This window comes from Streptomyces atratus (assembly GCF_040655115.1).
GTDB classification, from domain to species: Bacteria; Actinomycetota; Actinomycetes; order Streptomycetales; family Streptomycetaceae; genus Streptomyces; species Streptomyces atratus_D.
Window position 1 is genome coordinate 1 of sequence record NZ_JBFAJH010000065.1, and the last position, 25,354, is coordinate 25,354.

Genomic DNA, 25,354 nt, shown 5'->3' on the forward strand with positions numbered 1-25,354 from the left:
GTGCGCGACAGCTCAGCTGCCTGCGCATCCGTCGGATAGAAGCGGTACTTGAACGCCCGCTTCACGTGGTTCGTGGTCATGCTCACAAACTAATGCGACCGCATGTAAAGATCAAACCTGCGGGTCAGAGCACTGTGATCCGCCCTGGCGGCGAATCGCAGCCCTTGCCCTGCTCCGCAGGAGTCCGTTTCCTCTCCGCCCTGAAGGGCGGAGTATCCACGGAGGAATCAGATGAAACAGGGCAAAGGCATCGAGAACCCCGAGTCGCGCTTCTCCGCGGTGCTGGTGGGCGCAGCAAAGCTTCCGGGTGTGCGTATCAACAGAGAGGCGTACCTCCGAAGTGCGCTGGCTCGCCACTGTTCCGAGGACGACATCCGAAGAGCGATAGAAGAGAACCCCGCTGCGGCGGGCATCACTGTCGAGGTTCTCGACAAGGTGGCCAACGACTCCATCCGCTTCGAAACCGGCAAGGTCAGCGCTCTCTCCGCCGCTGCCGGGATCCCCGGCGTCCTCGCCCTTCCCGCCACTGTGCCCGCCGACGTGGCCCAGTACTTCGGCCACATGGTGCGGATCGCGCAGAAACTCGCGTACCTCTACAGCTGGCCCGATCTGTTCTCCGACGACGTCGATGACGTCGATGACGCGACCATGGGGGTGCTCACGCTGTTCTTCGGCGTGATGTTCGGCACCCAGTCGGCGAACGCCGCTGTGGGGAAGGTCGCCGGGATGATGTCGAAGCAGGTCGCCAAGAAGCTGCCCCAGAAGGCACTCACCCAGGGTGTCATCTACCCGATAGTGAAAAAGGTCGCGGCTTACCTCGGCGTCCAGATGACAAAGCAGTCCTTCGCGAAGACCGTCTCGAAGGCCATCCCTGTCGTCGGGGCCATTGTCTCCGGCGGGCTCACCTTTGCGACCTTCCTTCCGATGGCCAAGAGGCTCAAGAAGCACCTCGCCGGCCTGCCGCTGGCGGAGCCGTCGCACCGAGTGATGGATGGGGAAGTCGTGGAGGGCGAAGTCGTGGAAGACCACGGGCCTTTCGCCACAGGACACGGTGAACAGCGCGGCGCAGACGTCACTGCCATCAAGCTGGAGGAACCGCAGTCCTGACACCGCAAGCGCACTCCTGGATGCCGAAGGGGTGGCCGATGCGACGGGCGTTCTCGTCATCGCCGGGGGCGGTGATCTGTTGGCATGAGGGCTCGCTCGTCATCCGCCTCGCTGATCACCGCGAACCGCGAAAGCCTGTCGGAGCACCGGACACCCGGGGCGGGGCCAGGGCGACGATCTCCCGGTCGAAGAAATCGTGGAATCCGTCACCACGCTCATAGAGCGCATCGAATCCGACGTTCGTTTCCCGGATCAGTGAGCGGTCGGTGTAACGGTTGGCTCCGGCCGCATTTCCGTCCTCGTCGTAAACGACCTCATACATGGCTACATCGCCGAGAATCACCACTTCTGGAACCGGGCGAGTCCGCTCGATGTTCGAAATATCGCGAGCGTCGAGAACCTTGATGTCGTCGCCCAGGTCCACACGTACGCGCAGGACGAACAACTCCCATTGCACATACGGCGTGATCGGGAATTCCACGACACGAAGGCGGCGGTGCGTGACGCCCAGTCGCGACGCCTGGCGGAGTTCCTGGGCGTAGTCCTCGCGCCTCTCGTCGGCCAGGGACAGAGCCCTCTCCCAGTCGCCGTCGGCGAAGGCCTCCCAGCTCGGGAAGCCGCGCTCCTTGAAGTGCTGGCCGCGCTCAAGCTTGTTGAGGAAGCCGATCCCGCTGGTGTAGACCCGGCCCAAGTCCGCGTGGTACGTCGGGCGGTCCAGGCGTTCGGAGGCGCCGCCGGGGAAGGAGTCAAACACTGGGGATGTCCGGCTTCGCCGCGATGAGCATGTTCCTGGGGATGACCACGAGGCGTTCGTCCGACCCGATCGAGACCCCGTCGGGCAGGTTCCTGCCGAGTGACTGGGTGAGGTCCCGGCCGATGACGGCGATGTCGCCGTTGGCGAGTTCCCAGATGTCCGGGCAGTCAGGAGTTCCGGTTGTGTTTCCGAGCTCCTGGGGTGTTTTTCCCAGGCGCTTTTTGAAACTCGTGTCCGGATCTGCTTCCCATGGCCTGGCCATTTCCATCGCCCCCTCGATCGGTCGGGATGCCTCACTGTAGCGTGCGACTCGCCTGCCTGACCATGTGTTAGACCCGGACCGCGGGGGGTAATGGCGAGGATTGATTCCTCCTTGTCCCATGTCGCTCAGGGGTGGAATGATATTGATCGGAAAGAAAATCATGCCAACGCCTGACAGGTGACACTTTCCATCTGCGCTGTCGGAAAATCGGGTGAACGGAGGGGCGGCTGTGGACTCAGAAGTAACCTTGCTCGCACAGAGCGCGGGGGCCACCTTTGTCACGTTGATGGCGACCGATGCCTGGCACCGTGTGCGTGACGGGATCACGCAGCTCTGGCGTCGGACGCTACCCGAGCGCGCCGAGTCCGTCGCCGCCGAGTTGGAGGCCGGTCGTGAGGACGTGCTGGCCGCCGCGGCGGCGGACGACCTGGAGACCCTGGACGAACTACGCCTTCGGTGGCAGGGGTTGGTGCGGCGGCTGCTCGTGGCCCGGCCCGCCGCCGTCGAGGAACTGCGCGCACTGCTGGACCAACTCGATCCCGGTGGCTCGGCCGCCCGGCAGATCACCCAGCACGCCACCGCGTCCGGTCAGGCCCGGGTCTACCAAGCGGGACGTGACCAGCACATCGCAGAGCGATGACGGGTGGGACGGACGGCCACGCCGAGGACCAGGGGCGTGTCTACCAGTCGCGGGGTGATCAGCACATCAGCGAGCACCACCACTACGGCGGTGACGGGCCGGAGCACGGCGGACCGGACTCGGTGCGACGCCCGGCGGTCGGCCGGCCCCCCGTCGCGCTCCGCGACCGCAGCGAGGTGATGGAACGCCTGCGGGCGAGCGTCGAGGCGGAGCGCGGCGGCCAGGTCTACGTGCTGTACGGCATGGGCGGCTCGGGCAAGACGGCGGTCGCCTGCGCCCTGTTCCAGGAGGTCACCGGAGAACAGGGCCGGGTGGGCCTGTGGGTCAACGCTTCCGACCGTGCGAGCCTGCGCGCCGGCATGCTCGCCGTCGCCGCCGACCGAGGGGCGGGCGACGGCGAACTGCTCGCCGCACGCAACGGCCTCAGACCTGCCGCCGATCTCGTCTGGACGTATCTCGACCGTTCCGCCGAACCCTGGTTACTGGTCCTGGACAACACCGACGAGCCGGAGATCCTGCGGGACGGCAACTGGCTGCGCACCAGCCCGCGCGGCACCGTCCTGGTGACCACACGGCGAGCGGCGGCCCGGTGGTGGCCGGGCGCCGAGCTGCAGTACATCGGCGTACTGCCCCGAGAGGACGCCGCGCTCGTGCTGAGCGATCTCGCACCGCACAGCGGTACGACGGAGCAGGCGGCGCGGGTCGCGGACCGGCTCGGTCGGCTGCCCCTCGCCCTCACCCTGGCGGGCGGCTTCCTCTCCCACCAGGTCATCGACCCCTGGACGATGGACGCCTACGGGGACCAGCTCGACGGAGACGAACGGGTCCAGCTGATCGACCGGGGAGCCGACGCGCTGTCCGAAGCGGACCCCCGGCATCTGGTCGGCCTGACCTGGCAGCTGACCCTCGACGCGTTCGAAGTGCGCGGGCTGCCCGAAGCGGCGGCCCTGCTCAGACTGCTGGCCCGGTTCGCTGCCGAGCCGCTGCCGCTGACTCTGCTCAACCACGCCGACATCGGCGCCGTACCGCCTCGTGCCCGAACCGAGACGGCCCTCAGAGCCCTCCTCGACCAGTCGCTGTCCGAACTGGTCGACGCCGTCGGCGCGCGCTGCGTACAGAGTCACGGCATCCTGCTCGACAGCGTCTCGGCGGCGACACCCGCGGACCTGGTGCCCGCCCTCGACACGACAGCCGTCCGGTTGCTCGACGCGGCCGTTCCCCGTCTACCGGACGCGGGTCCGCACGATCCGCGACTGCGCCTGCTGGTACCTCACGCGCTGGCCCTGCTGAGGCACATCGGCGGGCTGTCCGCCGCCGACGCCCTGGCCGTCGCGACGCGGCTGTCGGTCGCCCTGCACCGGACCGGTGACTACCTCTCCGCCTGGGAGACCGCCCGAAGCGCGGCGGACCTTGCACAGCGACTCCTCGGCGCGGACCACCGTACGGTCCTCGCCGCCCGCTCCAGGGCAGGGCGGGCACTGTTCCGGCTGGGCAGGTACGCCGAAGCCGAAGCGGCGCTCCGCGCGGTCCGGGACGCCCAGGAGCGCCTGTTCGGCGCCGACGACCCCGACACCACGGACAGCGGCTATGGACTCCAGCTCGTGCTGGCTGACGTAGGCAGGCGCGAGGAATCCGTCGCGCTGCTCCGCGACACCGTCGCAGGGCGGCGCTCGGCGCTGGGCCCCACGCATCCTCTGACCCTGCGGGCCCGCGCCAGCCTGCTGGAGATGCTGCCCGCCGCCGAAGTGGTCACCGAGGAAGGCGGCACACTGCTCACGCTGCCGTCGGAATGCGATCGGTCCCTCGGCCCCGACCACACTGTGACACTGGGTGCCCGACACAACCACGCGTGGGCGCTGTACCTCCTGGGCCGCTTCGACGAGGCCGACCGTGAGATCCGGCGGGTCGCCGAGACGTATGTGCGGCGCTTCGGGCCCGAGTACCCGATCGAGCTCGCCGCCCGACAACTCCTCTCCCGGACCCGGGCCGCGCTCGGACACGTGGAGGAGGGGATCGCGCTGATGACCGATGTCGTCGAGCGGCGGGAACGCGGCCTTGGCCCCGAACACCCCTTCACGGTCGCGAGCCGACAACTGCTGGACGCCTACCGGTCAGGGCGATGGCGGCCGTAGTGCTCACGACGGGACGGGAGCGGCCCGCACGGACGGTGCGCGCGGGTATGCGGCACGGGGTCGATGGGAGTACCGATGTAGGGTGCTATGCGCAGGCCGTGCGGGTGACGTCTGCGACTCGCGCTGCCAGGTCGAGGAGTTGGGCACGGCGCTCCGCGCACGCGAGGTGACCGTCTTCCTGTCCCACGCCTCCCTCTCCGTCGATGAACGCACCCGTTCCGAGCAGGCGTTCGCCGAGGCCCGCGACTGCGTCATCGTCTCCACGTCAACCCTCGAGCTCGGCATTGACGTCGGTGACCTGGACCGCGTCATCCAGATCGACTCACCGGCCTCCGGTCCGGAAAAGTCCCAGGAGCGGAGGGGCGATGCCTCCGGGCCGGTTCGGATCGACGGATGAGCAGGTGCTTTACGAGAACCGTCTGGAGCTTGCCCGTCCGCTGCTCGCGGACTTCGAGGAGGGGGCCGAACGCCGCAGGTCCCCTCGGGGAGCGTGTGCCCCTACGGGAGTCGACGGACGGGGTGGCAGCGGGGCCGGGCGCTGTCGGCGGCCCCGCCGCTGGAGAGGGACGTCATTCCGGCGAGTTTTCGCAGATGAGGGGCGTTCTTCGGAGCGCCCCTCACGCATGAGCCCCCGGCGCTGCCGACTCCGTTGCCGGGCACATGAAGCGACGGATCGTCACCTTCCGGTTCGCTTCACGTCGATGCCGAGTCCTGCCCACAGCTCCTGCTCGACCCGGCTCGGCGGGGTCGAGCAGCGCCGCTCCGGGTGGCCGGCCGGGGGCCCCTGGGGCCGGCCGCCGTTCCCGCGCGAGCCGTGCGTGGCTCCCGGCGGCCAGGCTTGCTGCGGAGTGTGGTCGGGGTCGGGGTCGGGGTCGGGGTAGTGGACACCGGGCAGCGGTCCGACGGTGAAGGCGCCGAGCTGGATGAGCAGATTCAACGCGCCCGCGCCGGCTCTGCCGAGCCAGAACCTCAGCCCCATGCCGGCCCTCTTCTCCCAAGCTGGTCCCGAGGCCGTCCCGAGACGACCCCGTCGGCGCCCATGGTCACCGCTCGGCCTGAAGCGTCGCTTAAAGCGCGTCGCGGAAGGCCGCGACCATGAAAATTTCACACCCCGGGGCAGACGGATTCCCGGCCGAAATCATGATCGACTAAGTGTCGTTGTAGGTAACAATGTGTCAGTGTTCCTGCAGGCGGAAGGAGCAGTGCCATGGAGATCGGGGTTCTCGGGCCGCTTGTGGTGAGCATCGACGGCACCTCCGTGGTGCCGAGCGCGGCCAAGCCGCGGCAGCTGCTCGCGCTGCTGGCGGTCAACGCGGGCTGGGACGTGAATGTGACGACCCTGACGGATGAGCTGTGGGACTCAAGTCCCCCCAGCGGGCCCGCGGGTGTTGTGCAGACCTACGTCAAGCAGCTGCGTCGGGCCATCGCCGTCGCCCTGGGACCGGAACACGAGTGTGCGCCGAAAGAGGTGCTGAGCCGCAGCTATGGCGGGTACGCGCTGAACATGCCCGCACCCGTCATGGAGGCCGACCTCTTCCAGCAGCTCACCGGTCGCGGGTTGCGGGCCCTGGCCGGCGACGACGACGAGACCGCCTCGAAGCTGCTGGGCGAGGCGCTCGCCATGTGGCGAGGGCCGGTCCTCGCCGACGTACGCATAGGACCCGCGCTCCGTGTCGAGCTGCTACAGCTGGATGAGGCACGGCGCTCCGCGCTGGAGGGGCGGATCACCGCAGACCTGCGGCTCGGCAGGCACGCCGAAGTGATCGGCGAACTCCTCGCGCTCACCGAGCGCTTCCCGCTCCAGGAGAGTCTGCACGGGCTGCTGATGCTGGCGCTCTACCGAGGCGGACGCTCGTGGCAGGCGCTTGAAGTCTTTCGAAAGCTACGCGCGTCGACCGCCCAGGAGCTGGGCATCGAGCCTTCCCTGCGCGTCCAGAAGCTGCACCGGGCGATCCTGGCCGCCGACCCCCAGCTCGACCTCGCCGCACCGAGTTTGGCGGCCTTTTAGCGGTCCCGGCCACCGTAGGGGCCGCGTCGGCCGGGCCTGCCCCACCTGTCGACGTACCACGGACCCGGCCGGCCCGCTCACCCCCTGGACGGAACCGAGACGGAGCAACATGACGCGATACCTGTCCCGGAAGCGCCCGGGCTACGAACCGGACCCTGTGACACGGCTGTTCTGCTTTCCCTACGCGGGCGGCGGCGCCTCGGCGTACCGGCGATGGCAGCGCGGCCTCGATGCCCATGACGCCGGAGTACGGGTGATGCCCGTACAACTGCCCGGCCGCGAGGAACGGTTCGACGAACCCAGGTTCACCGATCTGGACGCCCTCATCGACGACATGGACGCACAGCTCGACGAGGAGCTTGCCGAGCCCCACATCTTCTACGGACACAGCATGGGGGCGCTCATCGCGTACTCGCTCGCCCGGCGGCGGCAGTCGCGCGGCGCGGCCCTGCCCCGGGCACTCGTGCTGAGCGCCTACCGCGCCCCGCACCTGCCGGCCCCGGCGATCGCCGACCCGGACGCCGGGGACGAGGAACTCGTCGCCGGCCTGGTGGCACTCGGCGGCATCCCGCAGACGCTGCTCGACCATCCCGAATTCCTCTCCACGCTGCTTGCGGTGGCCCGCGACGACCTCCGCCTGTGCCTCGGCAGCACCGCCGCGCACACCGAGCCGCTGCGGGTACCGCTGCACCTGTTCGCCGGACGCGGGGACCGGCTGGTCACCGTGTCCGAGGTGCTCGCCTGGCGGCGGCACGCGGGGCGCGGCTGCGACGTGCGGACGATGACCGGCGGGCACTTCTTCGTCAGGTCGGACGAGGGCGCCTTCCTGCGTGAACTCGCCTCCCTGACGCGCCGGTACGTCACCGAGCGGGTCGCGGTGTGGTCGGCCGGCACCGCGACCGCGGCGGCCGGGTCGTGAGAATCTCATGTTCCGGTCCCTCCTCCGTCATGCCGGACCCATGACGGCATTCCCGTCGTCGGCTTTCGGTTCGCCGACGTCGAACAGGGAACGGCAGGCATTCCGGCCCGCCCACGATCACCCCGCGTGGCCGCCGCGCCGCCCCCCTGGCCTTTACGGATCCCTCGCGAAAGGAAGCACGTCCCGTGACACACGACGCCGCGGAAGGCACCACCAGGAGCTCGGCCTCACCGCAGGTCCGCGCCGCCTGGGGGCTGCTGGCCGTCCTCCTGCTGATCTGGCTGGTGTTCGAGACGGCGAAGTACGGCGGATGGGTGATCGTCGCGGCGGTCGCCGGTGTCGTCGCACCCGATCTGCCGTTCCTCGTCGGCATCCGGGGCCCGCACCAGCACGGCCGACTGTCCCGCAGGGCCGTTCCGGTCCACAACCTTCTCCACCGGCCCGTCGTCGCCGTCGTCGTCATGCTCGCCTGCCTGGTTCCCGGCTCCCCGGCCGTCGCCGTCCCCCTGTTCAACTTCGGTCTGGCCTGGCTGGTGCACATCGCCGCCGACCGGGCCCTCGGGTTCGGCCTGCGCACCGCCGAGGGACGGCGCCGCTGACCTACCCCTGGGGCGCTTTGGCCCCGCGCAAGCCTTCGCTGCGAGGCTCGTCCAGGTCCCGACCGCGCCTCTCGCCGCGCGTCGGTCACTCGAACCACCGCACACAAGTAACCGCTGAGCACCTGTTGCCGGAGGAATCGCATGGAAACGACGGACACGACGCAGGGCGGACCGGAGACCGGCCAACCCCTTCCGGACTACCCGTTCCACCGCCTCTCGGCCGTCGAAGTGCCTCCCGTCTACGAGGAGTTGCGGGCCAAGTGCCCCGTCGCCCACGTCCGGCTGCCCAGCGGCGACGAGGGCTACGTGGTGACCCGCTACGACGATGTGCGCACCGTGCTCGCCGACGCCAGGTTCAGCCGGGCCGCCACCATCGCCCCCGACGCACCGCAGCTCACCGCCACGCCTCCCGTGCCGGGCAGCCTGTTCACCACGGACCCGCCCGAGCACACCCGGCTGCGCAGGCTCGTCTCCCGGGAGTTCACCGCCCGCCGCGTGCAGAACATGCGTCCCCGGATCCAGGAGCTGACTGACGGACTTCTGGACGACATGGAGAAGCTCGACGGGCCGGTCGACCTCAACACGGCACTGGCCTTCCCGCTGCCGGTGATGGTGATCTGCGAACTGCTCGGTGTGCCCTTCGAGGACCGCGACCGCTTCCGCGAGTGGTCGGACGCCTTCGTCTCGCTGACCGCGCACACCCCGGAGGAGACCGCCGCCCAGCGCCAGCAGATGATCGAGTACCTGGCGGCACTCGTCAAGCGCAAGCGGGAGGAGCCGACGGACGACCTGATGGGGGCGCTCGTCGCCGCCCACGACGAAGAGGGCAGCCTCAACGAGTTCGAGCTGATCGTCATGGCGGCGACCATCCTCGTCGCCGGTCACGAGACCACCGTAAGCATGATCGGCAAGATCGTCCTGACCCTGCTGCGCCACCCCGGGCACATGGCCACGTTGCGCGAACACCCCGAGATGATCGACCACGCCATCGAGGAACTGCTGCGTGTCAACCCGATCGGTGACGGAGGCCCGCTGCGGATCACCCTGGAGGACGTCGAGGTCGGCGGCACCGTCATCCCCAAGGGCAGCGCGGTCCTGGCGGCGGTCTGCTCCGCCAATCAGGACCCCGCGCGCTTCCCCGGTGCGCGGGCGGACGAGTTCGACCCCACACGGCCCGAGGCCGTCCACCACGTCGCGTTCGGCCACGGCCCGCACTTCTGCGTGGGTGCCGCGCTGGCCAGGGCGGAGCTGCAGATCGTCATCTCCTCGCTGCTGAACCGCTTCCCCGGTCTGCGGCTCGCGGAAGAGGTCGATGCCCTGGAGCTGACGACCGGGATGATGGTGCACGGCCTGACCCGGCTGCCCGTCACCTGGTGACGGACCCGGCGGAGCGCCCCCCGGCCGTCACCGGTTGACGGCCGGGCAGCGGCACGACCGGCCGGTCCGGTACGGCCCGCCCCGGCAACCGCGCTTCCCCGGCACAGCGGCCGGCCCCGGCGGGCGCACAGGACAAAGGCCCCGGCCCGTACGTTCCCGTACGGGCCGGGGCCTCGTTCCGTCCACCGACCCGCACCGGCCCGCGGACACACCAGTCACACTCGGGTGGCGGGGGACTGCGCCTCCACGACGTGCGGCCCTGGCTTCTGCAGCTGGAAGTACGCGCCCCCCAGCACCCGTTCCTTCAGCTTCTGGCTCCGGTCGACCACCCGGTACAGCGAGCGGCGGACGACACCGCCGGCGCCGTGCAGGGCGAACAGCCGCTCCTGCCGCAGTTGCAGACCGCGCGACGTGGCGACCGACCCCTCCCGCGCCCGCTGGAACTCCGCGCCCGCCCGCAGCAGCGCCTCCTCGTCCCCGCCCGCGTCGAGGGCGTCGCGCACCAGCGGGGCCAGCGTCACCGCGTCGATGATCGCGTGATTGACGCCCTGCCCGAGGATCGGCGTCAGCGTGTGTGCCGCGTCGCCGATCAGGACCAGGCCCGGCATGGACCAGCGCGGCACCAGCGTCGTGAAGATGTCCAGCATCGAGGTGTCGGACCAGGAGCGGATCTCGCCGCGCACCGACTCGGCCAGCTCGGGAGCGAGCCGGTCCAGCCGCTCGTACAGCGCGGGCAGACCCTGGGCGCGCAGTTCCTTCAGCCCGCCCTTGGGGATGTTGAAACCGACGCGCACACTGTCCGGGTGGGTCGGGATGAACAGCCCGTGCTGGTCGCCGCGGATCCGGATGCGATACGTACGATCGTCCCACTCGGGCGGGAACGGCAGCTTCAGCCACACCACGTCACGGTCCAGCGGCAGCTTCGTGTACGGCAGGCCCGACATCTCACGGACCTTGCTGAACCGGCCGTCCGCCGCCACCGTGAGCGCCGCACGCACCGTCAGCTCCCCCTCCGGGGTGCGCGCCGCCACCCCCGTGACCGGTCCGCTGTCGCCGCCCGCGCGCAGCAGACGGGTGGCCGTCGCCCGGCGCACCAGGGTGAAGTGCTCCGGGTGCTCCTCCTGCCCGAGGCCCGCCAGGGCCGAGAGCAGCGCCGGCTGGGGCAGCTCCACCGGGTAGGGGTGCGGGTACGGGAAGCGGCGGAAGTCGGCGCGCAGCACCGTGCTGCCGGAGTCGACGATCTCCATTCTGTGCATCTGCTGGCAGGCGCCGTCCAGTCGGCCGAGGACACCCAGCTTGTCGAGCAGCCACACCGAGTCGGGAGAGACCGACTCGCCCCGGAACGACCGGTCGAAGTGACCGCTCTGTTCCAGGACCACGACCGAGACCGAACGCCTGGCGAGCTCGACGGCCAGCGTGAGTCCCGCCGGGCCTCCTCCGACCACACACACTTCTGCGGTCAGCTCAGTTGTCATCGTCAGTGCTGCCTTTCAGAAGGGGGCATCCTCCACCGATGGTCCGCATCCCGCCTAAAGCGGCTCTTGCGGGCGGCCCGCGCGGCCTGCCGCGCACCCGGGCGCAAGCCCGTCTTTAGGGGCCGGGCACAAGCTCCCAAGCGCCCGCCCGCCCCCGCAGAGAGGCGAACCGACCGTGAGCACAGCAGTGACGACGTCCGACCCGGAGCGCACAGGCCCCGCCGGCCCCCTCGACCGGCTGCGCGCGCTGTACGGCGAGCACCGGCTCGCCGCCGAGTACCCGGTGGTGCCCGGACTGCTCGCCGAACTCGCACAGCCGGACGACGGGCTCGCCCAGCTGTCCCGCGCGGGCCGGCTGCTCGCCAAGGTCGCTCCCGAGGACATCGTGGAGCGCCACCCCGGCGTCGTACCCGCCACCGTCGCCGTCACGGGTCACGGCACCATCGACGGGCTGACCGCACCGCTCACCGCGGAACTCGCCCGCCACGGCATCCCGCTGCGCGTACGCATCGGCGACCACGACTCGTGGCTGCGCGACCTCCAGGACACCGGCAGTGACCTGTACGCAACCGGCACCGAACTGGCCCTCTGCCTTCTCGACGCCCAGATCGTCTTCGACGAACTGCCGCTGCCCTGGGGGACGGAGGACGTCGCCCGGACCGCCGCCGCCAAACTCGACCTCCTCGACGGGCTCGCCGCCCGCTACGACGACCACGGCACCGGGACGCTCGTACTCAACACCCTGCCGCTGCTTCCCCAGCACACACAGCAGCTGGTCGATCACCGGTCCCGCACCGAACTTTCCATCATCTGGCGGGAGTTCAACGTCGGTCTGCTGCGACTCGCCGCCGCGCGCCGACGGCTGCACGTCGTCGACCTGGAGCCGCTGATCGCCGAGGGCGGACCGGTCCGCGACCCGCGGCTCGCCATCTACGCCAAGGTGCACCTGGGGGAGGAGGTGCTCGCCAGGTACGCGCGTCAGGTGGGCCATCTGCTGCGGACGCTGCGCGGCAGGGCCAAGAAGGTCCTCGTCCTGGACCTCGACAACACCCTCTGGGACGGCATCCTCGGCGACGACGGACCCGACGGCATCGCCGCCGCCACCACCTACCGCGGTGAGGCCTTCGGCCGGTTCCAGCGGGTGGTCAAGCAGATCGGCGGCCAGGGTGTACTGCTTGCGGTGTGCAGCAAGAACGACCGTGAGCCGGTGCTGGACGTGCTCCGCGATCACCCCGACATGACCCTGCGCGAGGGCGACTTCGTCCGGATCAGTGCCGACTGGGAACCCAAGGACGGCAACATCCGCACCATCGCCGCCCGGCTCAATCTCGGCACCGACAGCTTCGTCTTCGCCGACGACTCGCCCTTCGAACGCGGCCTCGTCGCCTCCACGCTCCCCGAGGTCGCCGTGATCGGGCTCGACGAGGAACCGGCGCTGCACAGCGACCGGCTGCTCGCCGACGGCTGGTTCGACGTACGGGAACTGACCACCGAGGACCGGGGCCGCGCCGTGCAGTACCGCCGGGAGGCGGAACGGCAGGACCTTCAGCAGGCCACCGGCTCGATGGAGGAGTACCTGCGCGCCCTCGATGTGAGAGTCGAGGTGGCCGCCGTACGCGACCGCGAAGTGGTCAGGGTCGCCCAGATCACCCTGCGCACCAACCAGTTCAACCTCACCACCCGTCGGCTCCAGGCGCCCGACGTCCGCGAACGGCTCGACTCGCCGGGCCACCTGGTGCTGGCCGTACGTTCCCGCGACCGCTTCGGCGACAACGGGGTCGTCGGCGCCCTCTTCGCGCACCAGGAGGACGAGGCCCTGCGCATCGACAACATGCTGCTCAGCTGCCGCGTCTTCGCCCGCGGTATCGAGCAGGCCGCCATGGCCGCGCTGCTGGAGCACGCCGTGGACTCGGGCGCGGCCGAGGTACGCGCGAGCTACCGGCCCACCGCCAAGAACCACAAGGTGCGCGACTTCTACCCGTCGCTCGGCTTCGAGCAGGCCGCCGAATCGGCGGACGGCACGATCGAGTTCAGGCACCCGCTCACCCGACTGCCCGAAGTGCCCGGGCATGTGACCCTCGACGCGGCCATCCGCGGCGGCACCGGATGACCTGAGCCGCGCCCTCAGAGGCAGCCCTCCCGCCCCCCACGACGGACGGCAGACCTCGGTGCAGTCCACGGGACTGCCCCGTCCGCCGGGTGCCGGGAACGCACAAGCGTCTCCTTAGCGCCCCGGATGACGATCGTGATGTCAGAGCAACCCGTGTTGGCGCCACGCCCGCGGAACTCGGAGAGGTCGGAGAAAGACGTTGACGAACTTCCGAACCTTCACGGAACTGGTTCTGGAGCGCACCGAAGCCCGCAGCGACGCGGATGCCTTCATCTTCCTGCCCGACGACGCCCGCGGCTCGGTGCCGCAGCACCTCACCTCGGCCGGGCTCGACCAGGAGGCGCGCCGGATCGCATCCTGGCTCCAGGAGCGGAAAGCCGCGAACCGCCAGGTCCTCCTGCTCTACCCGGCGGGCCTGGACTTCATCAAGGCGTTCACCGCCTGCCTGTACGCCGGTGCCGTGGCCGTGCCCGGACCGCTGCCCACCGAGCAGGGCCAGCACTTCTCCCGGGTCTCCGGCATTCTGCGCGACGCCGAGGCGTGCGCCGTGCTCACGGACTCGGCCAACGCCCCCGAGATCTCCGCCTGGCTGGCCGCGGAGGGCTTCACCGACGTGCCGTGCCTGGCCACCGACGACCCCGCCCAGGGCGACGCGGCCGCCTGGCACGCGCCCTCCCTCACCCTGGAGAGCCTGGCCTTCCTGCAGTACACTTCCGGCTCCACCAGCGACCCCAAGGGCGTCGTGGTCTCGCACCGCAACCTGCTCGCCAACGAGGCGGCGATCCAGCGGTCGATCGGCACCGGCCCGGAGTCCGTGTGCGGCGGCTGGCTGCCCTTCTATCACGACATGGGCCTGATCGGGCACATCCTCCACCCGCTCTACCTCGGCATCCCCGCCGTCCTGATGGCACCCTTCACCTTCCTCAAGCGTCCCGTCCGCTGGCTGAAGATGATCGGCGACTACGGAGTCACCACCGGCGGCGGCCCCAACTTCGCGTACGACCTGTGCGTGCGCAGGGTCACCGACGCACAGCTGGAGACGCTCGACCTGTCCTCCTGGACGACCGCCTGCAACGGCGCCGAACCGGTCAGGGCCGAGACGGTGCGTGCCTTCACGGAGCGCTTCGCGCCCGCGGGATTCCGCCCCGAGGCCTTCTTCCCCTGCTACGGCATGGCCGAGACGACCCTGCTGGTTTCCGGCATCCCGCGCAGCGCCGCCCCCCACGTGCTCGATGTCGACGCCGAGGCCCTGGAGCGCGGCGAACTGGCCGACCCGCGCGCGGACCACTCCACCCGCTCCCTCGTCAGCAGCGGGATCGTGCGGGACTTCGACGTCCGCATCGCCGACCCGGAGACCCACGTCGAGAAGCCCGGGGGACACGTCGGCGAGATCTGGCTGAAGGGCGACAGCATCGCCTCCGGCTACTGGAAGCGGCCGCAGACCAACAAGGAGATCTTCGACGCGGCGATCTCCGACGGCACGGGCGGAGCCGACGGCGGCGGCTGGCTGCGCACCGGCGACATGGGCGTACTCCAGGACGGAGAGCTCTACGTCACCGGCCGGCTCAAGGAGATGGTCATCCTCGCGGGCCGCAACCTCTACCCACAGGACGTCGAACGCGCCGTCCAGTCCACGGACAAGGCCTTCGGCGCCGGCGCCGTCTTCGCCGTCGAGACCGACCGCGAGCACCTGGTGGCCATCCAGGAGGTCCGCCCCGGCAGCGTCTCCACCGACCTGCACACCGTCGCCTCCGGCGCCCAGAGGTTCATCAGCAAGGAGTTCAGCATCCCCGCCGGCAACATCCTGCTGGTACGCCCCGGAACCGTCCGCAAGACCACCAGCGGCAAGATCCAGCGGACCCTGATGCGCAAGCTGTTCCTGGAGGGCAGGATCACCGCGCTGTACGAGGTCCTGGAGCCGGCCGTCGGTGAACTGATCGCCTCTGCCGATGCCGGCGACGTCACCGGCGCCACCGAGTCCCTGGAATCGGTGGTCTGACGTGGAACACCCGCCCTACCGGCTCGCGGAGGAGTTCGACCGCTTCCTCGGCGACCCCAACGACCCCGGCGAGGTCTTCTCCTACGCGCGCTGCGCGGAACTCGACGACAAGGAGGAGTTCCCCGCCGACATCTGCGGCCGCTTCCAGGAGTGGGGCCTGCCCGACCAGTACGTACCGGTCGAGCACGGCGGCAGGCTGCGTGACTACGAGCAGGTGCTCCAACTCGTCCGCGCCGTCGCCCGCCGCGATCTGACCTGCGCCATCGGCCACGGCAAGACCTACCTCGGCGGGGTCTGCGTATGGGTGGCGGGCTCCGCGGAGCAGGGCGCCCGGCTCGGCGCCGACATCATGGCCGGGGTCCCGGTCTCCCTCGGGCTCACCGAACGCGCCCATGGCAGCGACCTGCTCGCCGGAGAGGTGCGCACCGACGACAAGGTGGCGGACACCGCGGACCACTGGCTGGTCAGCGGTGAGAAGTGGCTGATCAACAATGCCACCCGGGGGTCGGTGCTGTCGCTGCTGACCCGCACTCGCCCGGACGGGGGCCCGCGCGGCTTCAGCGTCCTCCTCGTCGACAAGCGCGAACTCGACGGGGACGCCTACCGCCACCTCCCGAAGATCCGCACCCACGGCATCCGCGGCGCCGACATCTCCGGCATCGTCTTCGACGGCGCCCGGGTTCCGCGCAGCGCCCTCGTCGGTGCCGAGGGCGCCGGCCTGGAGGTCGTGCTGAAGGCGCTCCAGCTCACCCGCACCATGTGCGCGGCACTGTCGCTCGGCGCCGGCGACCACGGGCTACGGCTCGGCCTGGACTTCGCCGAGGAGCGCGAACTGTACGGCCGGCGGCTGATCGACCTCCCGCAGGCCCGGCACGTGGTGGCCGGCGCCGCCGCTGACGTGCTGCTGCACGAGGCGGTCGCCCTGGTCGCCGCCCGCGCCGTACAGACCCAGACCGCGGAACTCAGCGTCACCTCGGCCGTCACCAAGTACCTGCTGCCCACCGGCACCGACCAGGTCCTCGCCGACCTGACCGGGCTGCTCGGCGCCCGCGCCTTCCTCAAGGACGTCCACGCCGACGGCCGGTTCCAGAAGGTCGAGCGTGACCACCGCATCGTCGGACTCTTCGACGGCAACACCCTGGTCAACCTCAACTCCCTGGTCAACCAGTTCCGTTCACTGGTCCGCGGTTTCCAGCGCGGCACCGGCGACACGGCGGGCAGTGACGCCGCCTGCGACCTCGGCACACCGCTGCCGCCCCTGGACCCCACGAGGCTGTCGCTGGTCGCCCGGCACGGCAGCGGAGTCATGGCCGGCCTCGCCGCCTCCGTCGAGGCGATCACCCGGCGCGTGGGCCTGAACCCCGCGCTCGGCCCGGTGGCCGAGGCCGCGCGGCGGCTGCTCGCCGTCACCACCGCGGTGCACACCGAGATGGAGGAGTACCAGGGTGCGCTCGCCGAGGTCCCGCCCGCCGCCTTCGAGGTCGCGCGCCGCTACACCCTGTGCTGGGCGGGAGCGGCCTGCCTCGGCCTGTGGACGCACAGCACCGACCACGCCTGCGACGACCCCGGCACCGGGCCGCTGTGGCGCGACGGCCTGTGGCTGCACACCGCCCTCGACCGGCTGCTGGTCCGCCTCGGCGAACCGGCGGCGGCCGGCCCGGAGACCTACGAAGAACTGCTCGGAGCCCTGCGGGCGGCCCGCTCCTCGGGCCGGCTGTTCTCGCTGCTGCCGCAGCGGGGCCCTGAGCGGCAGCCCGCGACGCCCGACGCGGCTGCCGGCGAGAGTGAGAGGACGCCATGCTGATCGGCACAGAGCCCCAGGACGCGCACCCGGCGACCGCCGCAGCACAGGACGGTCACGGGGCACCGGGACAGGAAGCGCGGGCCGCGGCGCGCGTGGCCGAACTGGACCGACGGCTGGGCGACCCCACCGACGAGAGCAACGAACTGTCCCACGCCCGGCTCATCGAGGCGGACGAGGCGGCCGAACTCTCCGCGGCCGGCGAGCGCGCCCTCGACGAACTCAGACTCGGCGCCGACTTCGTGCCGCGCGCCGAGGGCGGCCGCCTGGAGCGGCTCGACACCCTGGTACGTGTCATGCGGCAGGTGTTCCGCCGCGACGTGGCCCTCGGCCTCGGCTACGGCGTGACCTCCTTCATGGCCGGCGTGAACGTCTGGACCTCCGGGGACGCCGCGCAGCGTGCACGCCTGGCGCGGATCCTCACCGGCGGCGGCAAGGTGTCCGTCGCCTACCACGAACTCGCGCACGGCAACGACTTCGTGCGCAACGAGTTCGAGGCCCGCCCCGCGGAGGGAGGCGGGTACCTGCTGAACGGCGCCAAGCAGGTCATCAACAACGCCGACCGCGCGGACGCCTGGGTGCTGTTCAGCCGCACCAGCTCCGCACCGGGCAGCCGCAGCCACTCCGTGCTCCTCGTCGAGCGCGAAGGGCTCGAAACGGACACCTGGCAGGTACTGCCCCGATACGACGCCGCCGGCGTGCGCGGCTGCCACCTGTCCGGACTCCGGTTCGACGGCACACCCGTGCCCGCCTCGGCCCTCGTCGGCGAGACCGGAAGGGGAGTCGAAACCGCCCTGCGCGCCTTCCAGATCACCAGGGCCGCGCTCCCCGGCATGGCGGTCGGCACCACCGACACGGCCCTGCGGACCGTCGTACGCTTCGCGCTGGGCCGACGGCTCTACCGCAAGTCCGTCATGGAGGTCCCGCACGCCAGAGCCACCCTGTCCGGGGCCTTCACCGATCTCCTGACCTGCGACAGCCTTTCCCTGGCCGCGACCCGGGCGGTGCACCTGCTCCCCGAGCAGACCAGCGTCCTCGCCGCCGCCACCAAGTACCTCGTCCCGAAGCTGCTCACCGACGCCATGTACGAACTCTCCATCGTGCTCGGCGCCCGCTTCTACATCCGTGACGGTGAGCACGGCATCTTCCAGAAGCACATCCGTGACCTGCCGGTGCTCAGCCTCGGCCACGCCGGCTCCGCCGCCTGCCAGGCCACGATCATTCCCCAGCTGTCCCGGCTCGCCCGGCGCTCCTGGTTCAGCGACGAACCGGCTCCCGCAGAACTCTTCCGGCCGCGCTCCGAGCTGCCGGAGATCCCCTTCGACAGGCTCACCCTGGCGAGCGGACGGGACGGGCTCAGCGCCACGCTGGTCGCCGCCGTGGACCGGCTGCCCGGCGCGGCGCCCGAGGAGCGGGCCGTCCAAGGGCTCGCGCTGCAACTGGTGGACGAGCTGCGGCAGGTCAAGGAGGCGAGCCGCGCGCTCGCACCCCAGGACCGTACGGCGCTCGCCTGCCCCGCCGCCTTCGCCCTTGCCGACCGGTACGCCGTCCTGCTCGCGGCCGCCTCGGCGATCGGTGTCCGGCAGCAGGCGACCCGCGACGGCGGCGACGCGTTCCTTGCCGACCCCGCGTGGCTCGCCGCCGCACTGCACCGGCTGGTCCGGCGGCTCGGCCGGCGGCCCGCCGAACTCCCGGCGTCCGTGGACGCCCGGATGCACGAGGAAGTACTGCGCAGGTTCCATGCGCGCAGCAGCTACGACCTGTACGACACCCCGCTCGCCGGCTGACGGACACCGGCCGGGCGCCCACGGACCCCGGCCGTCCGCGACGGCCGCCGGACGCCGGCACGACAGCAAGCGACAACCGCTCACCCCCGCCGAGGAGTGCACCATGCCCGTTCCGACCACCGGACACACCACCGAGTCTCTGACCACGTGGTTGGCCGAGCGCATTGCCCTCTACCTCAAGCGGCAGCCCGCCGAGATCGCCCCGGACGTGCCCCTCGCGGAGTACGGTCTCGACTCCGTCGCCGCCCTCAGCCTGTGCGGAGACATCGAGGACGACTTCGACCTCGTGATGGAGCCGACGGTCGCCTGGGACTACCCGACCGTGCACGCGCTCGCCGGCCACCTCGTGGAGGAGCTCGCCGCGGACACCGCGCAGGGCGGCGGCGCTTGATGGAGCCCGTGGCCATCGTCGGCATCGACTGCAGATTCCCGGGGGCGCCCGACACCGGCGCCTACTGGGACCTGCTGATGCGCGGCGCAGACGGGGTGGGGGAGGTGCCCCGGCAGCGTTGGGACGCCAAGGAGTTCCACTCGCAGGCCGGGGAAGAAGGACACACCAACACCACCGAGGGCGGATTCATCGCCGACCCGGACGCCTTCGACAACGAGTTCTTCACCATCTCGCCGCGCGAAGCGGCCGCCATGGACCCCCAGCAGCGGCTGCTGCTGCAGTCCGCGTGGCGGGCGGTCGAGGACGCGGGGATCGCCCCGCGGAACCTCGCCGGCACCCGGACCGGGGTCTTCGTCGGCATCATGGGCAACGAGTGGGCGCAACTGCACCTCACCGACTACGCGAATGTCACCGCCCAGGTCGGCTCCGGCAACGGCTACTGCATGACAGCCAACCGGATCTCGTACCACCTCGACCTGAAGGGCCCCAGCCTCGCCGTCGACACCGCCTGCTCCTCCTCGCTTGTCGCCGCCCATCTCGCGGTGAACGCCCTGCTGTCCGAGGAGTGCGACCACGCGCTCGTCGGCGGCGTCAACGTGGCCCTCACCCCGGCTCTGTCGATCTTCTACACCCAGGCCGGGCTCTCCGCCCCCGACGGGCGCTGCAAGCCCTTCAGCGCCGAGGCGAACGGCATCGGCCGCGGCGAGGGCGTCGGCGTGGTCGTGCTGCGCAGGCTGCGGGACGCGATCGCCGACGGTCAACGCGTGTACGCCGTCATCCGTGGCATCGCCGTGAACCAGGACGGCCGCAGCAACGGGCTGACCGCGCCCAGCCGCTGGGCCCAGCAGGAGGTGCTCGGCGCCGCCTACCGCCGGGCCGGAGTCGAGCCCTCCGACGTGGTCTTCACCGAGGCCCACGGCACCGGCACCAGCCTCGGCGACATGATGGAGGCCAAGGCACTCGGCCACCACCACGCCGGCCGCGTCGGCAAGCCCATGGCACTCGGCTCGGTCAAGGGCAACCTCGGCCACACCGAGGGCGCCGCCGGCATCGCGGGACTGATCAAGGTCGCCCTCTCCCTGCACCACCGGGTGGTCCCCGCCAGCCGCTTCGCGGCCAAGGAGAGCAGGCAGCTCAAACTGCGCGACCAGGGGCTGCGGCTGCTCAAGGCACCGCTGCGGCTGCCCGCCGGCCCCACCGTCGCCGGACTCAGCAGCTTCGGCATGGGCGGCACCAACGCCCACGCCGTCCTGGAGTCCGCGCCCGGGCACGCCGCTCGTCCCGAACCGGTGAACGGCGCCGCGCCGGGCGGTATCGGCGCCGCCGTCTTCACCCTCACCGCGCCGAACGCCGACGCGCTGCGCCGCAACCTGCTGGCCCAGGCGGACGCGGTGGCGGCCCGCCGGGTACCGCTGGGCCCGCTGGCGAGGTCCAGCAACCGGGTCAAGGCCGGCCACCGCCACCGCTTCGCGACCGCCGCCACCGACACCGGTGAACTCGTCGCCGGACTGCGCGAGTCGGCCGCCGACCCCGAGCTGCTGGCCCGGCTCTCCGGCCGGCCCGCCGAGCGGCCCCGCCCCGCGTTCCTGTTCACCGGGCAGGGCTCGCAGTACCCGCGGATGACCGCCGCACTGTACGAACAGTCGCCGCTGTACCGGCACTTCCTCGACGAGGCCGACGCCGCACTGCTGCCGCACACGGGGCGGTCCGTGCGCGACCTGGTCCTCGCCGGCGACGAGGCGGTCCACAGCACCCGGTGGACGCAGCCCGCGCTGTTCGCCGTCGGCTACGCCCTCGGCCGGACCCTGACGGAACTCGGCGTGCACCCCGGCATGCTCCTCGGTCACAGCGTCGGCGAGTTCGCCGCCGCAGTCCTGGCCCGGGCGCTCCCGCTGGACGGCGCCGCCCGGCTGGTCGCCGCCCGCGGTGCCCTGATGCAGGAACTCCCCACGGGCGGCGGCATGCTGGCCGTCCGGGCCGCCCGGGCGGACCTGGCGGCCCGGCTCGAGCCGGAACCCCTGGTCGGTGTCGCCGCGGTCAACGGCCCCACGTCCACGGTGCTCTCCGGCGACCTGGAGGCCCTGGAACGGCTCGGTGCCGAGATCGCGGCCGAGGGACTCACCACCCGCAGACTGCAGGTCTCGCACGCTTTCCACTCGCCGTTGATGCGGCCCGTACTGGCCCGCTTCGCGAAGATCGCCACCGAGGTCGGCGGGGGAGTGCCGGAGATCCCGGTGTACTCGACGGTACGCGGCCGGGTGCTCGACGGCGAGGCGATGGACGCCCCGTACTGGGTCGAACACATCAGCGCCACAGTGCTGTTCGGTGAAGCCGCCGCCGCGCTGCTCGCCGAGGGCCCGACCCACCTGGTGGAGATCGGCCCCCAGCCGGTGCTCTCCGGGATGGTACGCCGCCTCGGCCACCCCGCCGCGGGCGCGGGCCCGGCACACGTCCTGCCGGTGCGCGGCCCCGAGTCCGCCGGCCGGGCCCTCGCCGAGGCCCTCGCCGAGCTGTACCGGGGCGGCGTCGAACCCGACTGGGACGCCGCGTACGCACCCGAGGAACGGGTTGCGTACCCCTTGCCGCCGTACACCTTCTCGACGGAACACCGCTACTGGGCGAGGAATCCGGTGCGGGGCCCGGGAACGGTCGCCGTGCCGACGGCCTCGGCGCCCGTACCGCACCGGGAGCCGGAAACCGCCCCCGCGTCCGTCCTCACCCCGGACCGGCCCGGCGGACCGGCGGACCCGGTCGCGGACGCCGTCCTCGGCGCCGTCCGGCTGGTCGGCGGCTACACCGACGCCGACATCGGCCCGCACGACCGGCTCTACGAGGATCTCGGCTTCGACTCCGTCATGATCATGGAACTCAAGAACCGGCTGGAGGCCCGGCTCGCCGGCATCGGCACCCTGACGGTCCAGGACCTGCTGCCCCGGCTCTCCTCCGTCGGCGACCTCATCGCCTTCCTGCGCGAACTCGGCGCGGCGATACCCGGTCCCGCGAGCTTCGGCGACGTCGGGGAGAACCGGGCCCTCATGGAAGAAGAGAGGACGGTATGACCACTCCGACGACTGCGACCAGCTATCTCGCCTCCATCGGCACCGCTCTGCCCGGTGACCCGGTGGACAACGCCACCCTGTCCAAGGTGCTCGGCATCAACGAGGAGTGGATCGAGGTCTTCATCGGCACCAGGACGCGGTACTTCGCCCGGGACCTCGGCACGGGCGTGGTGCGCTGGTCGCTCGCCGACCTGTGCGCGCAGGCCGCCGAGCAGGCACTCGCCGCCCCCGGTGTCGACCCGTCCGAGATCGAGTTCATCGTCCTCGGCACGGCCACCCCCGACACCCTGATGCCCGCCACCGTCAACCATGTCGCCGACCAGCTCGGCCTGGACCAGGTCCCCACCTTCCAGCTCCAGTCCGGCTGCGCCGGTGCCGTACAGGCCCTCGGTGTCGCCCAGGCGATGATCGCCTCCGGTCAGTACCGCACCGGTCTGGTCATCGGCGGCGACGTGTGCAGCAAACACCTCGACCTCCAGCGCGACGTGTCCGGCGCCGCCCCCGGCGACCTCGTCAACTACGTCCTGTTCGGCGACGGGGCCGGCGCGGCCGTCCTCACCGACGAGCCGCGCGGACAGCGCGTCGCGCTGCGCCACGTCCTCAACCGCTTCACCGGGCTGGGCCGCAAGCCCGGTCAGGTCATCGAGTGGTTCGGGCTCGCCGACCGGTACGACGACCGGCAGGCCCTCACCGAGGACTACAAGGCCATCGAGGAGTCCGTGCCCGTCATGGCGGTCGAGATCCTCTGGGAGATGCTCGGTGAACTCGACTGGGAGGCCGACCAGCTCGACTATCTGCTGCCGCCCCAGCTGTCCGGCCGGATGACCCGCCGCATCACCGAGGAACTCGACGTGCCGACCGCGAAGGACGTCTCGTGCGTCGCGGACACCGGCAACAACGGAAACGCCCTGCCCTTCCTGCAGATCGAGAAGTTGCTGGAGCGGATGTCGGTCGGCGAGCGGGCCCTCGCGGTCGCCGTCGAGTCCAGCAAATGGATCAAGGCCGGCTTCGCCCTGGAGAAGATATGAGCATCGACAGCACCGCCTACGCGCCCGTTCCCGCCCCGGGCTGCTTCACCCTCGACGACTACGTCCGGCTCGTCAATGACGAGATCGGTATGCCGCTCGCACCCGAGCAGGTGGCCGCCGACTTCGACGAACTCCCCGACTGGGACTCGCTGTACCTCCTCAAGCTCGTCACCGCCCTGGAACCCGCCGTCGGCCGCAAGGTCCCGGTCGGCAAGGTCCTGGAGGCCCGCAGCCTCAAGGAGATCTACGAGCTGGCGGTGACCGGGTGAGCACCACCGCCGCCGTACAACGCCGCCGCCATACCCTGTACTTCCTGGAGTGGGCGGCGGCCCAGCGGCCCGTGCACCTGGACACCGACATCGACATGACCCGCATCCAGGCGCACCGCGCCGCCGCCCGCGACAACGGCCGGCGCTATTCGGTCGTCGGCTACCTGCTGTACGCCGCCGGGCGGGTCCTCGACCGTCACCCGGAGGCCAACGCCGTCATGGCCCCCGGCTGGCCCGGACTGCTGCGACGCCCGAGAATCGTCCGCTTCGACGGCGTCACCGCCAAACTCGCCCTGGACCGGCCCGTCGAGGGCGAGCGCACCGTGCTCTCGGCGCTCGTTCCCGGCCTGGAGTCCGCGAACCTGTGCGAGATCCAGGAACGCATCGACCGCTACCGGGGCGAACAGGCCGCCGAACTGCCCGAGTTCAAGGGCGTACGGATGCTGGGCCGGCTTCCGGTCCCGCTCGGCAGAGCCGCCTTCGCCGCGGTGCTGCGCGATCCGCACAGGCGCGCCGGCGTGTTCGGCACCGTCTCGGTCAGCTCGCTCGGCCACCGGAACGTCGACGGCTTCCACTCGGCCGGCGGCACCGCCGTGACCCTCTGCGCGGGCCGCATCGTGGACCGTGCGGTGGTCCGCGACGGCGTCGTGGTGCCCGCGCCCACGATGCGACTAGGCCTCACCTTCGACCACCGGGTGATCGACGGCGCGACCGCGGCCGACGTGCTGTCCGATCTCCACCACACGATGGAGACCTTTGATGACGGCACCTGGGCGCCGGACCCCGGGCCCGGCCCTCGGGGAGCCGATCGCGATCTCCGGCCCCTCGGCGGACTGGAGCAGAGTACGCGCTGACCTGGACCGGCACGGGGCCGCGGTACTCTGCGCCCGCCAGGACGACTGGCGACCGGAAGGGGCGGGCGCGCGGCGGCTGCGCGCGCTCCTGGGCCACGACTGGGAGCGCTATCTGGAGCTGACGCACCCGCGGGTCCGTACCCGGTTCGCCGCCTCCCGCGTCCTGCTGAAGTTCGCCGCCGCGGCCGCGCTCGGCGTACGGCCCCAGTCCGTCGAGCTCGGCTACGGCCTCACCGGCCGCCCCTGCCTGCGCGGCTACGACGGTGTGCACATCAGCCTCAGTCACACCGATGACCTGCTGCTGGTCGGCCTGGCCACCGACGGCGTCATCGGCGTCGACACCGAGCGCAGCGACCGCGTCCTGTACGGGTCAGGTCTCGGCCGGCACATGTGCACCCCGTACGAGGCGGAGCGGATCGAGGCCATGCCGGTCGCCGAGCGTAACCCCGCCATGCTTCGCCTGTGGACCCTGAAGGAGGCCTACAGCAAGGCCATCGGTCTCGGCATGCTGTTCCGCTTCACCGACTTCGGCTTCAGCCCGGACCGAGCGCCCACGGACGTGCTGCGCCCCGACGGCACCCCCGGCACGGTCGGCGGGTGGGCCTTCCACACCTTGTCGTTCGCCGGCTGTTACACCCTCGGCGTCGCCGTCGGCGACTCCGGCTTCGGCCGCACGACGGACCCGGCGGCGGCCACGGCACTGGACCCGGGCATCGTCGACGCTCTGCTGGCGGCACTGGACGAGGAGGAGCAGGAGGCACCCGCCCGGTGCCGGGGGTAGCG

General features: G+C 71.1%; 22 protein-coding genes and 1 pseudogene. 18 read left to right on the forward strand and 5 right to left on the reverse strand.

The window, feature by feature from the left end; translation table 11 throughout:
* On the reverse strand, window positions 1–80 hold an 80-nt coding region (locus tag AB0I23_RS36730), incomplete at its 3' end, for a helix-turn-helix domain-containing protein (RefSeq protein ID WP_359116600.1).
* Window positions 81–231: 151 nt separating this feature from the next.
* Here AB0I23_RS36730 and AB0I23_RS36735 point away from each other — a divergent pair.
* Window positions 232–1,107, forward strand: a complete 876-nt coding sequence (locus AB0I23_RS36735; RefSeq protein ID WP_359116530.1) for a hypothetical protein — start codon at window positions 232–234, stop codon at window positions 1,105–1,107.
* A gap of 115 nt (window positions 1,108–1,222) precedes the next feature.
* On the opposite strand, the gene AB0I23_RS36740 is transcribed toward AB0I23_RS36735, so the two are convergent.
* Both AB0I23_RS36740 and AB0I23_RS36745 read right to left on the reverse strand, forming a co-directional pair.
* Entirely contained in the window at window positions 1,223–1,861 is a 639-nt protein-coding gene (locus AB0I23_RS36740) for a DUF6879 family protein (protein ID WP_359116533.1), read from the reverse strand.
* Window positions 1,854–2,123 (reverse strand): hypothetical protein, encoded by a 270-nt coding sequence (locus AB0I23_RS36745; protein ID WP_359116536.1) that lies wholly within the window; start codon window positions 2,121–2,123, stop codon window positions 1,854–1,856. Before AB0I23_RS36745 ends, AB0I23_RS36740 begins: the two co-directional genes overlap by 8 nt.
* Before the next feature lie 229 nt (window positions 2,124–2,352).
* Between AB0I23_RS36745 and AB0I23_RS36750 the strand changes: the two genes are divergently transcribed.
* The 3 genes and pseudogenes from AB0I23_RS36750 to AB0I23_RS36760 form a co-directional block, all read left to right on the forward strand.
* The gene (locus tag AB0I23_RS36750; protein ID WP_359116539.1) at window positions 2,353–2,763 is read left to right on the forward strand and encodes a hypothetical protein; all 411 of its coding nucleotides are present in this window, start codon (window positions 2,353–2,355) and stop codon (window positions 2,761–2,763) included.
* Window positions 2,760–4,895 (forward strand): tetratricopeptide repeat protein, encoded by a 2,136-nt coding sequence (locus AB0I23_RS36755; RefSeq protein WP_359116542.1) that lies wholly within the window; start codon window positions 2,760–2,762, stop codon window positions 4,893–4,895. The genes AB0I23_RS36750 and AB0I23_RS36755 overlap by 4 nt, the downstream gene beginning before the upstream one ends.
* A gap of 112 nt (window positions 4,896–5,007) precedes the next feature.
* Window positions 5,008–5,280, forward strand: a pseudogene (locus tag AB0I23_RS36760) (helicase-related protein); the annotation flags it as partial.
* Window positions 5,281–5,571: 291 nt separating this feature from the next.
* Here AB0I23_RS36760 and AB0I23_RS36765 read toward each other — a convergent pair.
* A complete protein-coding gene (locus AB0I23_RS36765; protein WP_359116545.1) occupies window positions 5,572–5,874 on the reverse strand; it encodes a DUF6059 family protein in 303 nt (100 codons plus the stop codon).
* Between the two features lie 228 nt (window positions 5,875–6,102).
* On the opposite strand from AB0I23_RS36765, the gene AB0I23_RS36770 reads away from it, so the two are divergent.
* From AB0I23_RS36770 to AB0I23_RS36785, 4 genes are all read left to right on the forward strand, one after another.
* A complete protein-coding gene (locus AB0I23_RS36770; protein ID WP_359116548.1) occupies window positions 6,103–6,903 on the forward strand; it encodes an AfsR/SARP family transcriptional regulator in 801 nt (266 codons plus the stop codon).
* 109 nt (window positions 6,904–7,012) lie between these two features.
* Complete coding sequence (locus AB0I23_RS36775; protein WP_359116551.1) at window positions 7,013–7,822, forward strand: thioesterase II family protein; 810 nt, start codon at window positions 7,013–7,015, stop codon at window positions 7,820–7,822.
* Between the two features lie 185 nt (window positions 7,823–8,007).
* Window positions 8,008–8,421 carry a DUF4260 family protein gene (locus AB0I23_RS36780; protein WP_359116553.1) on the forward strand — a complete coding sequence of 138 codons (414 nt, stop codon included), beginning with the start codon at window positions 8,008–8,010 and terminating at the stop codon, window positions 8,419–8,421.
* 141 nt (window positions 8,422–8,562) lie between these two features.
* Window positions 8,563–9,798 carry a cytochrome P450 gene (locus AB0I23_RS36785; protein WP_359116556.1) on the forward strand — a complete coding sequence of 412 codons (1,236 nt, stop codon included), beginning with the start codon at window positions 8,563–8,565 and terminating at the stop codon, window positions 9,796–9,798.
* A 215-nt stretch (window positions 9,799–10,013) separates the two neighbouring features.
* Here AB0I23_RS36785 and AB0I23_RS36790 read toward each other — a convergent pair whose 3' ends face one another.
* Window positions 10,014–11,273, reverse strand: coding sequence for an FAD-dependent oxidoreductase (locus AB0I23_RS36790; RefSeq protein WP_359116559.1), 1,260 nt, complete (start codon window positions 11,271–11,273; stop codon window positions 10,014–10,016).
* 175 nt (window positions 11,274–11,448) lie between these two features.
* Here AB0I23_RS36790 and AB0I23_RS36795 point away from each other — a divergent pair, with 175 nt between their 5' ends.
* The 10 genes from AB0I23_RS36795 to AB0I23_RS36840 all read left to right on the forward strand — a co-directional run bounded on the left by AB0I23_RS36795 (window position 11,449) and on the right by AB0I23_RS36840 (window position 25,352).
* Window positions 11,449–13,383, forward strand: coding sequence for an HAD-IIIC family phosphatase (locus tag AB0I23_RS36795; RefSeq protein WP_359116561.1), 1,935 nt, complete (start codon window positions 11,449–11,451; stop codon window positions 13,381–13,383).
* 199 nt (window positions 13,384–13,582) lie between these two features.
* A complete protein-coding gene (locus tag AB0I23_RS36800) occupies window positions 13,583–15,382 on the forward strand; it encodes a fatty acyl-AMP ligase (protein ID WP_359116564.1) in 1,800 nt (599 codons plus the stop codon).
* Window position 15,383: 1 nt separating this feature from the next.
* The gene (locus AB0I23_RS36805) at window positions 15,384–17,186 is read left to right on the forward strand and encodes an acyl-CoA dehydrogenase family protein (protein ID WP_359116567.1); all 1,803 of its coding nucleotides are present in this window, start codon (window positions 15,384–15,386) and stop codon (window positions 17,184–17,186) included.
* Window positions 17,180–18,970 (forward strand): acyl-CoA dehydrogenase, encoded by a 1,791-nt coding sequence (locus AB0I23_RS36810; protein ID WP_359116569.1) that lies wholly within the window; start codon window positions 17,180–17,182, stop codon window positions 18,968–18,970. Before AB0I23_RS36805 ends, AB0I23_RS36810 begins: the two co-directional genes overlap by 7 nt.
* A gap of 103 nt (window positions 18,971–19,073) precedes the next feature.
* Entirely contained in the window at window positions 19,074–19,361 is a 288-nt protein-coding gene (locus AB0I23_RS36815; RefSeq protein WP_359116572.1) for an acyl carrier protein, read from the forward strand.
* A complete protein-coding gene (locus AB0I23_RS36820) occupies window positions 19,361–22,420 on the forward strand; it encodes a type I polyketide synthase (protein ID WP_359116603.1) in 3,060 nt (1,019 codons plus the stop codon). The genes AB0I23_RS36815 and AB0I23_RS36820 overlap by 1 nt, the downstream gene beginning before the upstream one ends.
* Window positions 22,417–23,448, forward strand: coding sequence for a 3-oxoacyl-ACP synthase III family protein (locus AB0I23_RS36825; RefSeq protein WP_359116574.1), 1,032 nt, complete (start codon window positions 22,417–22,419; stop codon window positions 23,446–23,448). The genes AB0I23_RS36820 and AB0I23_RS36825 overlap by 4 nt, the downstream gene beginning before the upstream one ends.
* Complete coding sequence (locus AB0I23_RS36830; protein ID WP_359116577.1) at window positions 23,445–23,717, forward strand: acyl carrier protein; 273 nt, start codon at window positions 23,445–23,447, stop codon at window positions 23,715–23,717. The genes AB0I23_RS36825 and AB0I23_RS36830 overlap by 4 nt, the downstream gene beginning before the upstream one ends.
* Window positions 23,714–24,571 carry a 2-oxo acid dehydrogenase subunit E2 gene (locus AB0I23_RS36835; protein WP_359116580.1) on the forward strand — a complete coding sequence of 286 codons (858 nt, stop codon included), beginning with the start codon at window positions 23,714–23,716 and terminating at the stop codon, window positions 24,569–24,571. The genes AB0I23_RS36830 and AB0I23_RS36835 overlap by 4 nt, the downstream gene beginning before the upstream one ends.
* On the forward strand, window positions 24,477–25,352 hold the full coding sequence (locus AB0I23_RS36840) for a 4'-phosphopantetheinyl transferase family protein (protein WP_359116583.1): 876 nt from the start codon (window positions 24,477–24,479) through the stop codon (window positions 25,350–25,352). The genes AB0I23_RS36835 and AB0I23_RS36840 overlap by 95 nt, the downstream gene beginning before the upstream one ends.
* Window positions 25,353–25,354: the final 2 nt, after the last annotated feature.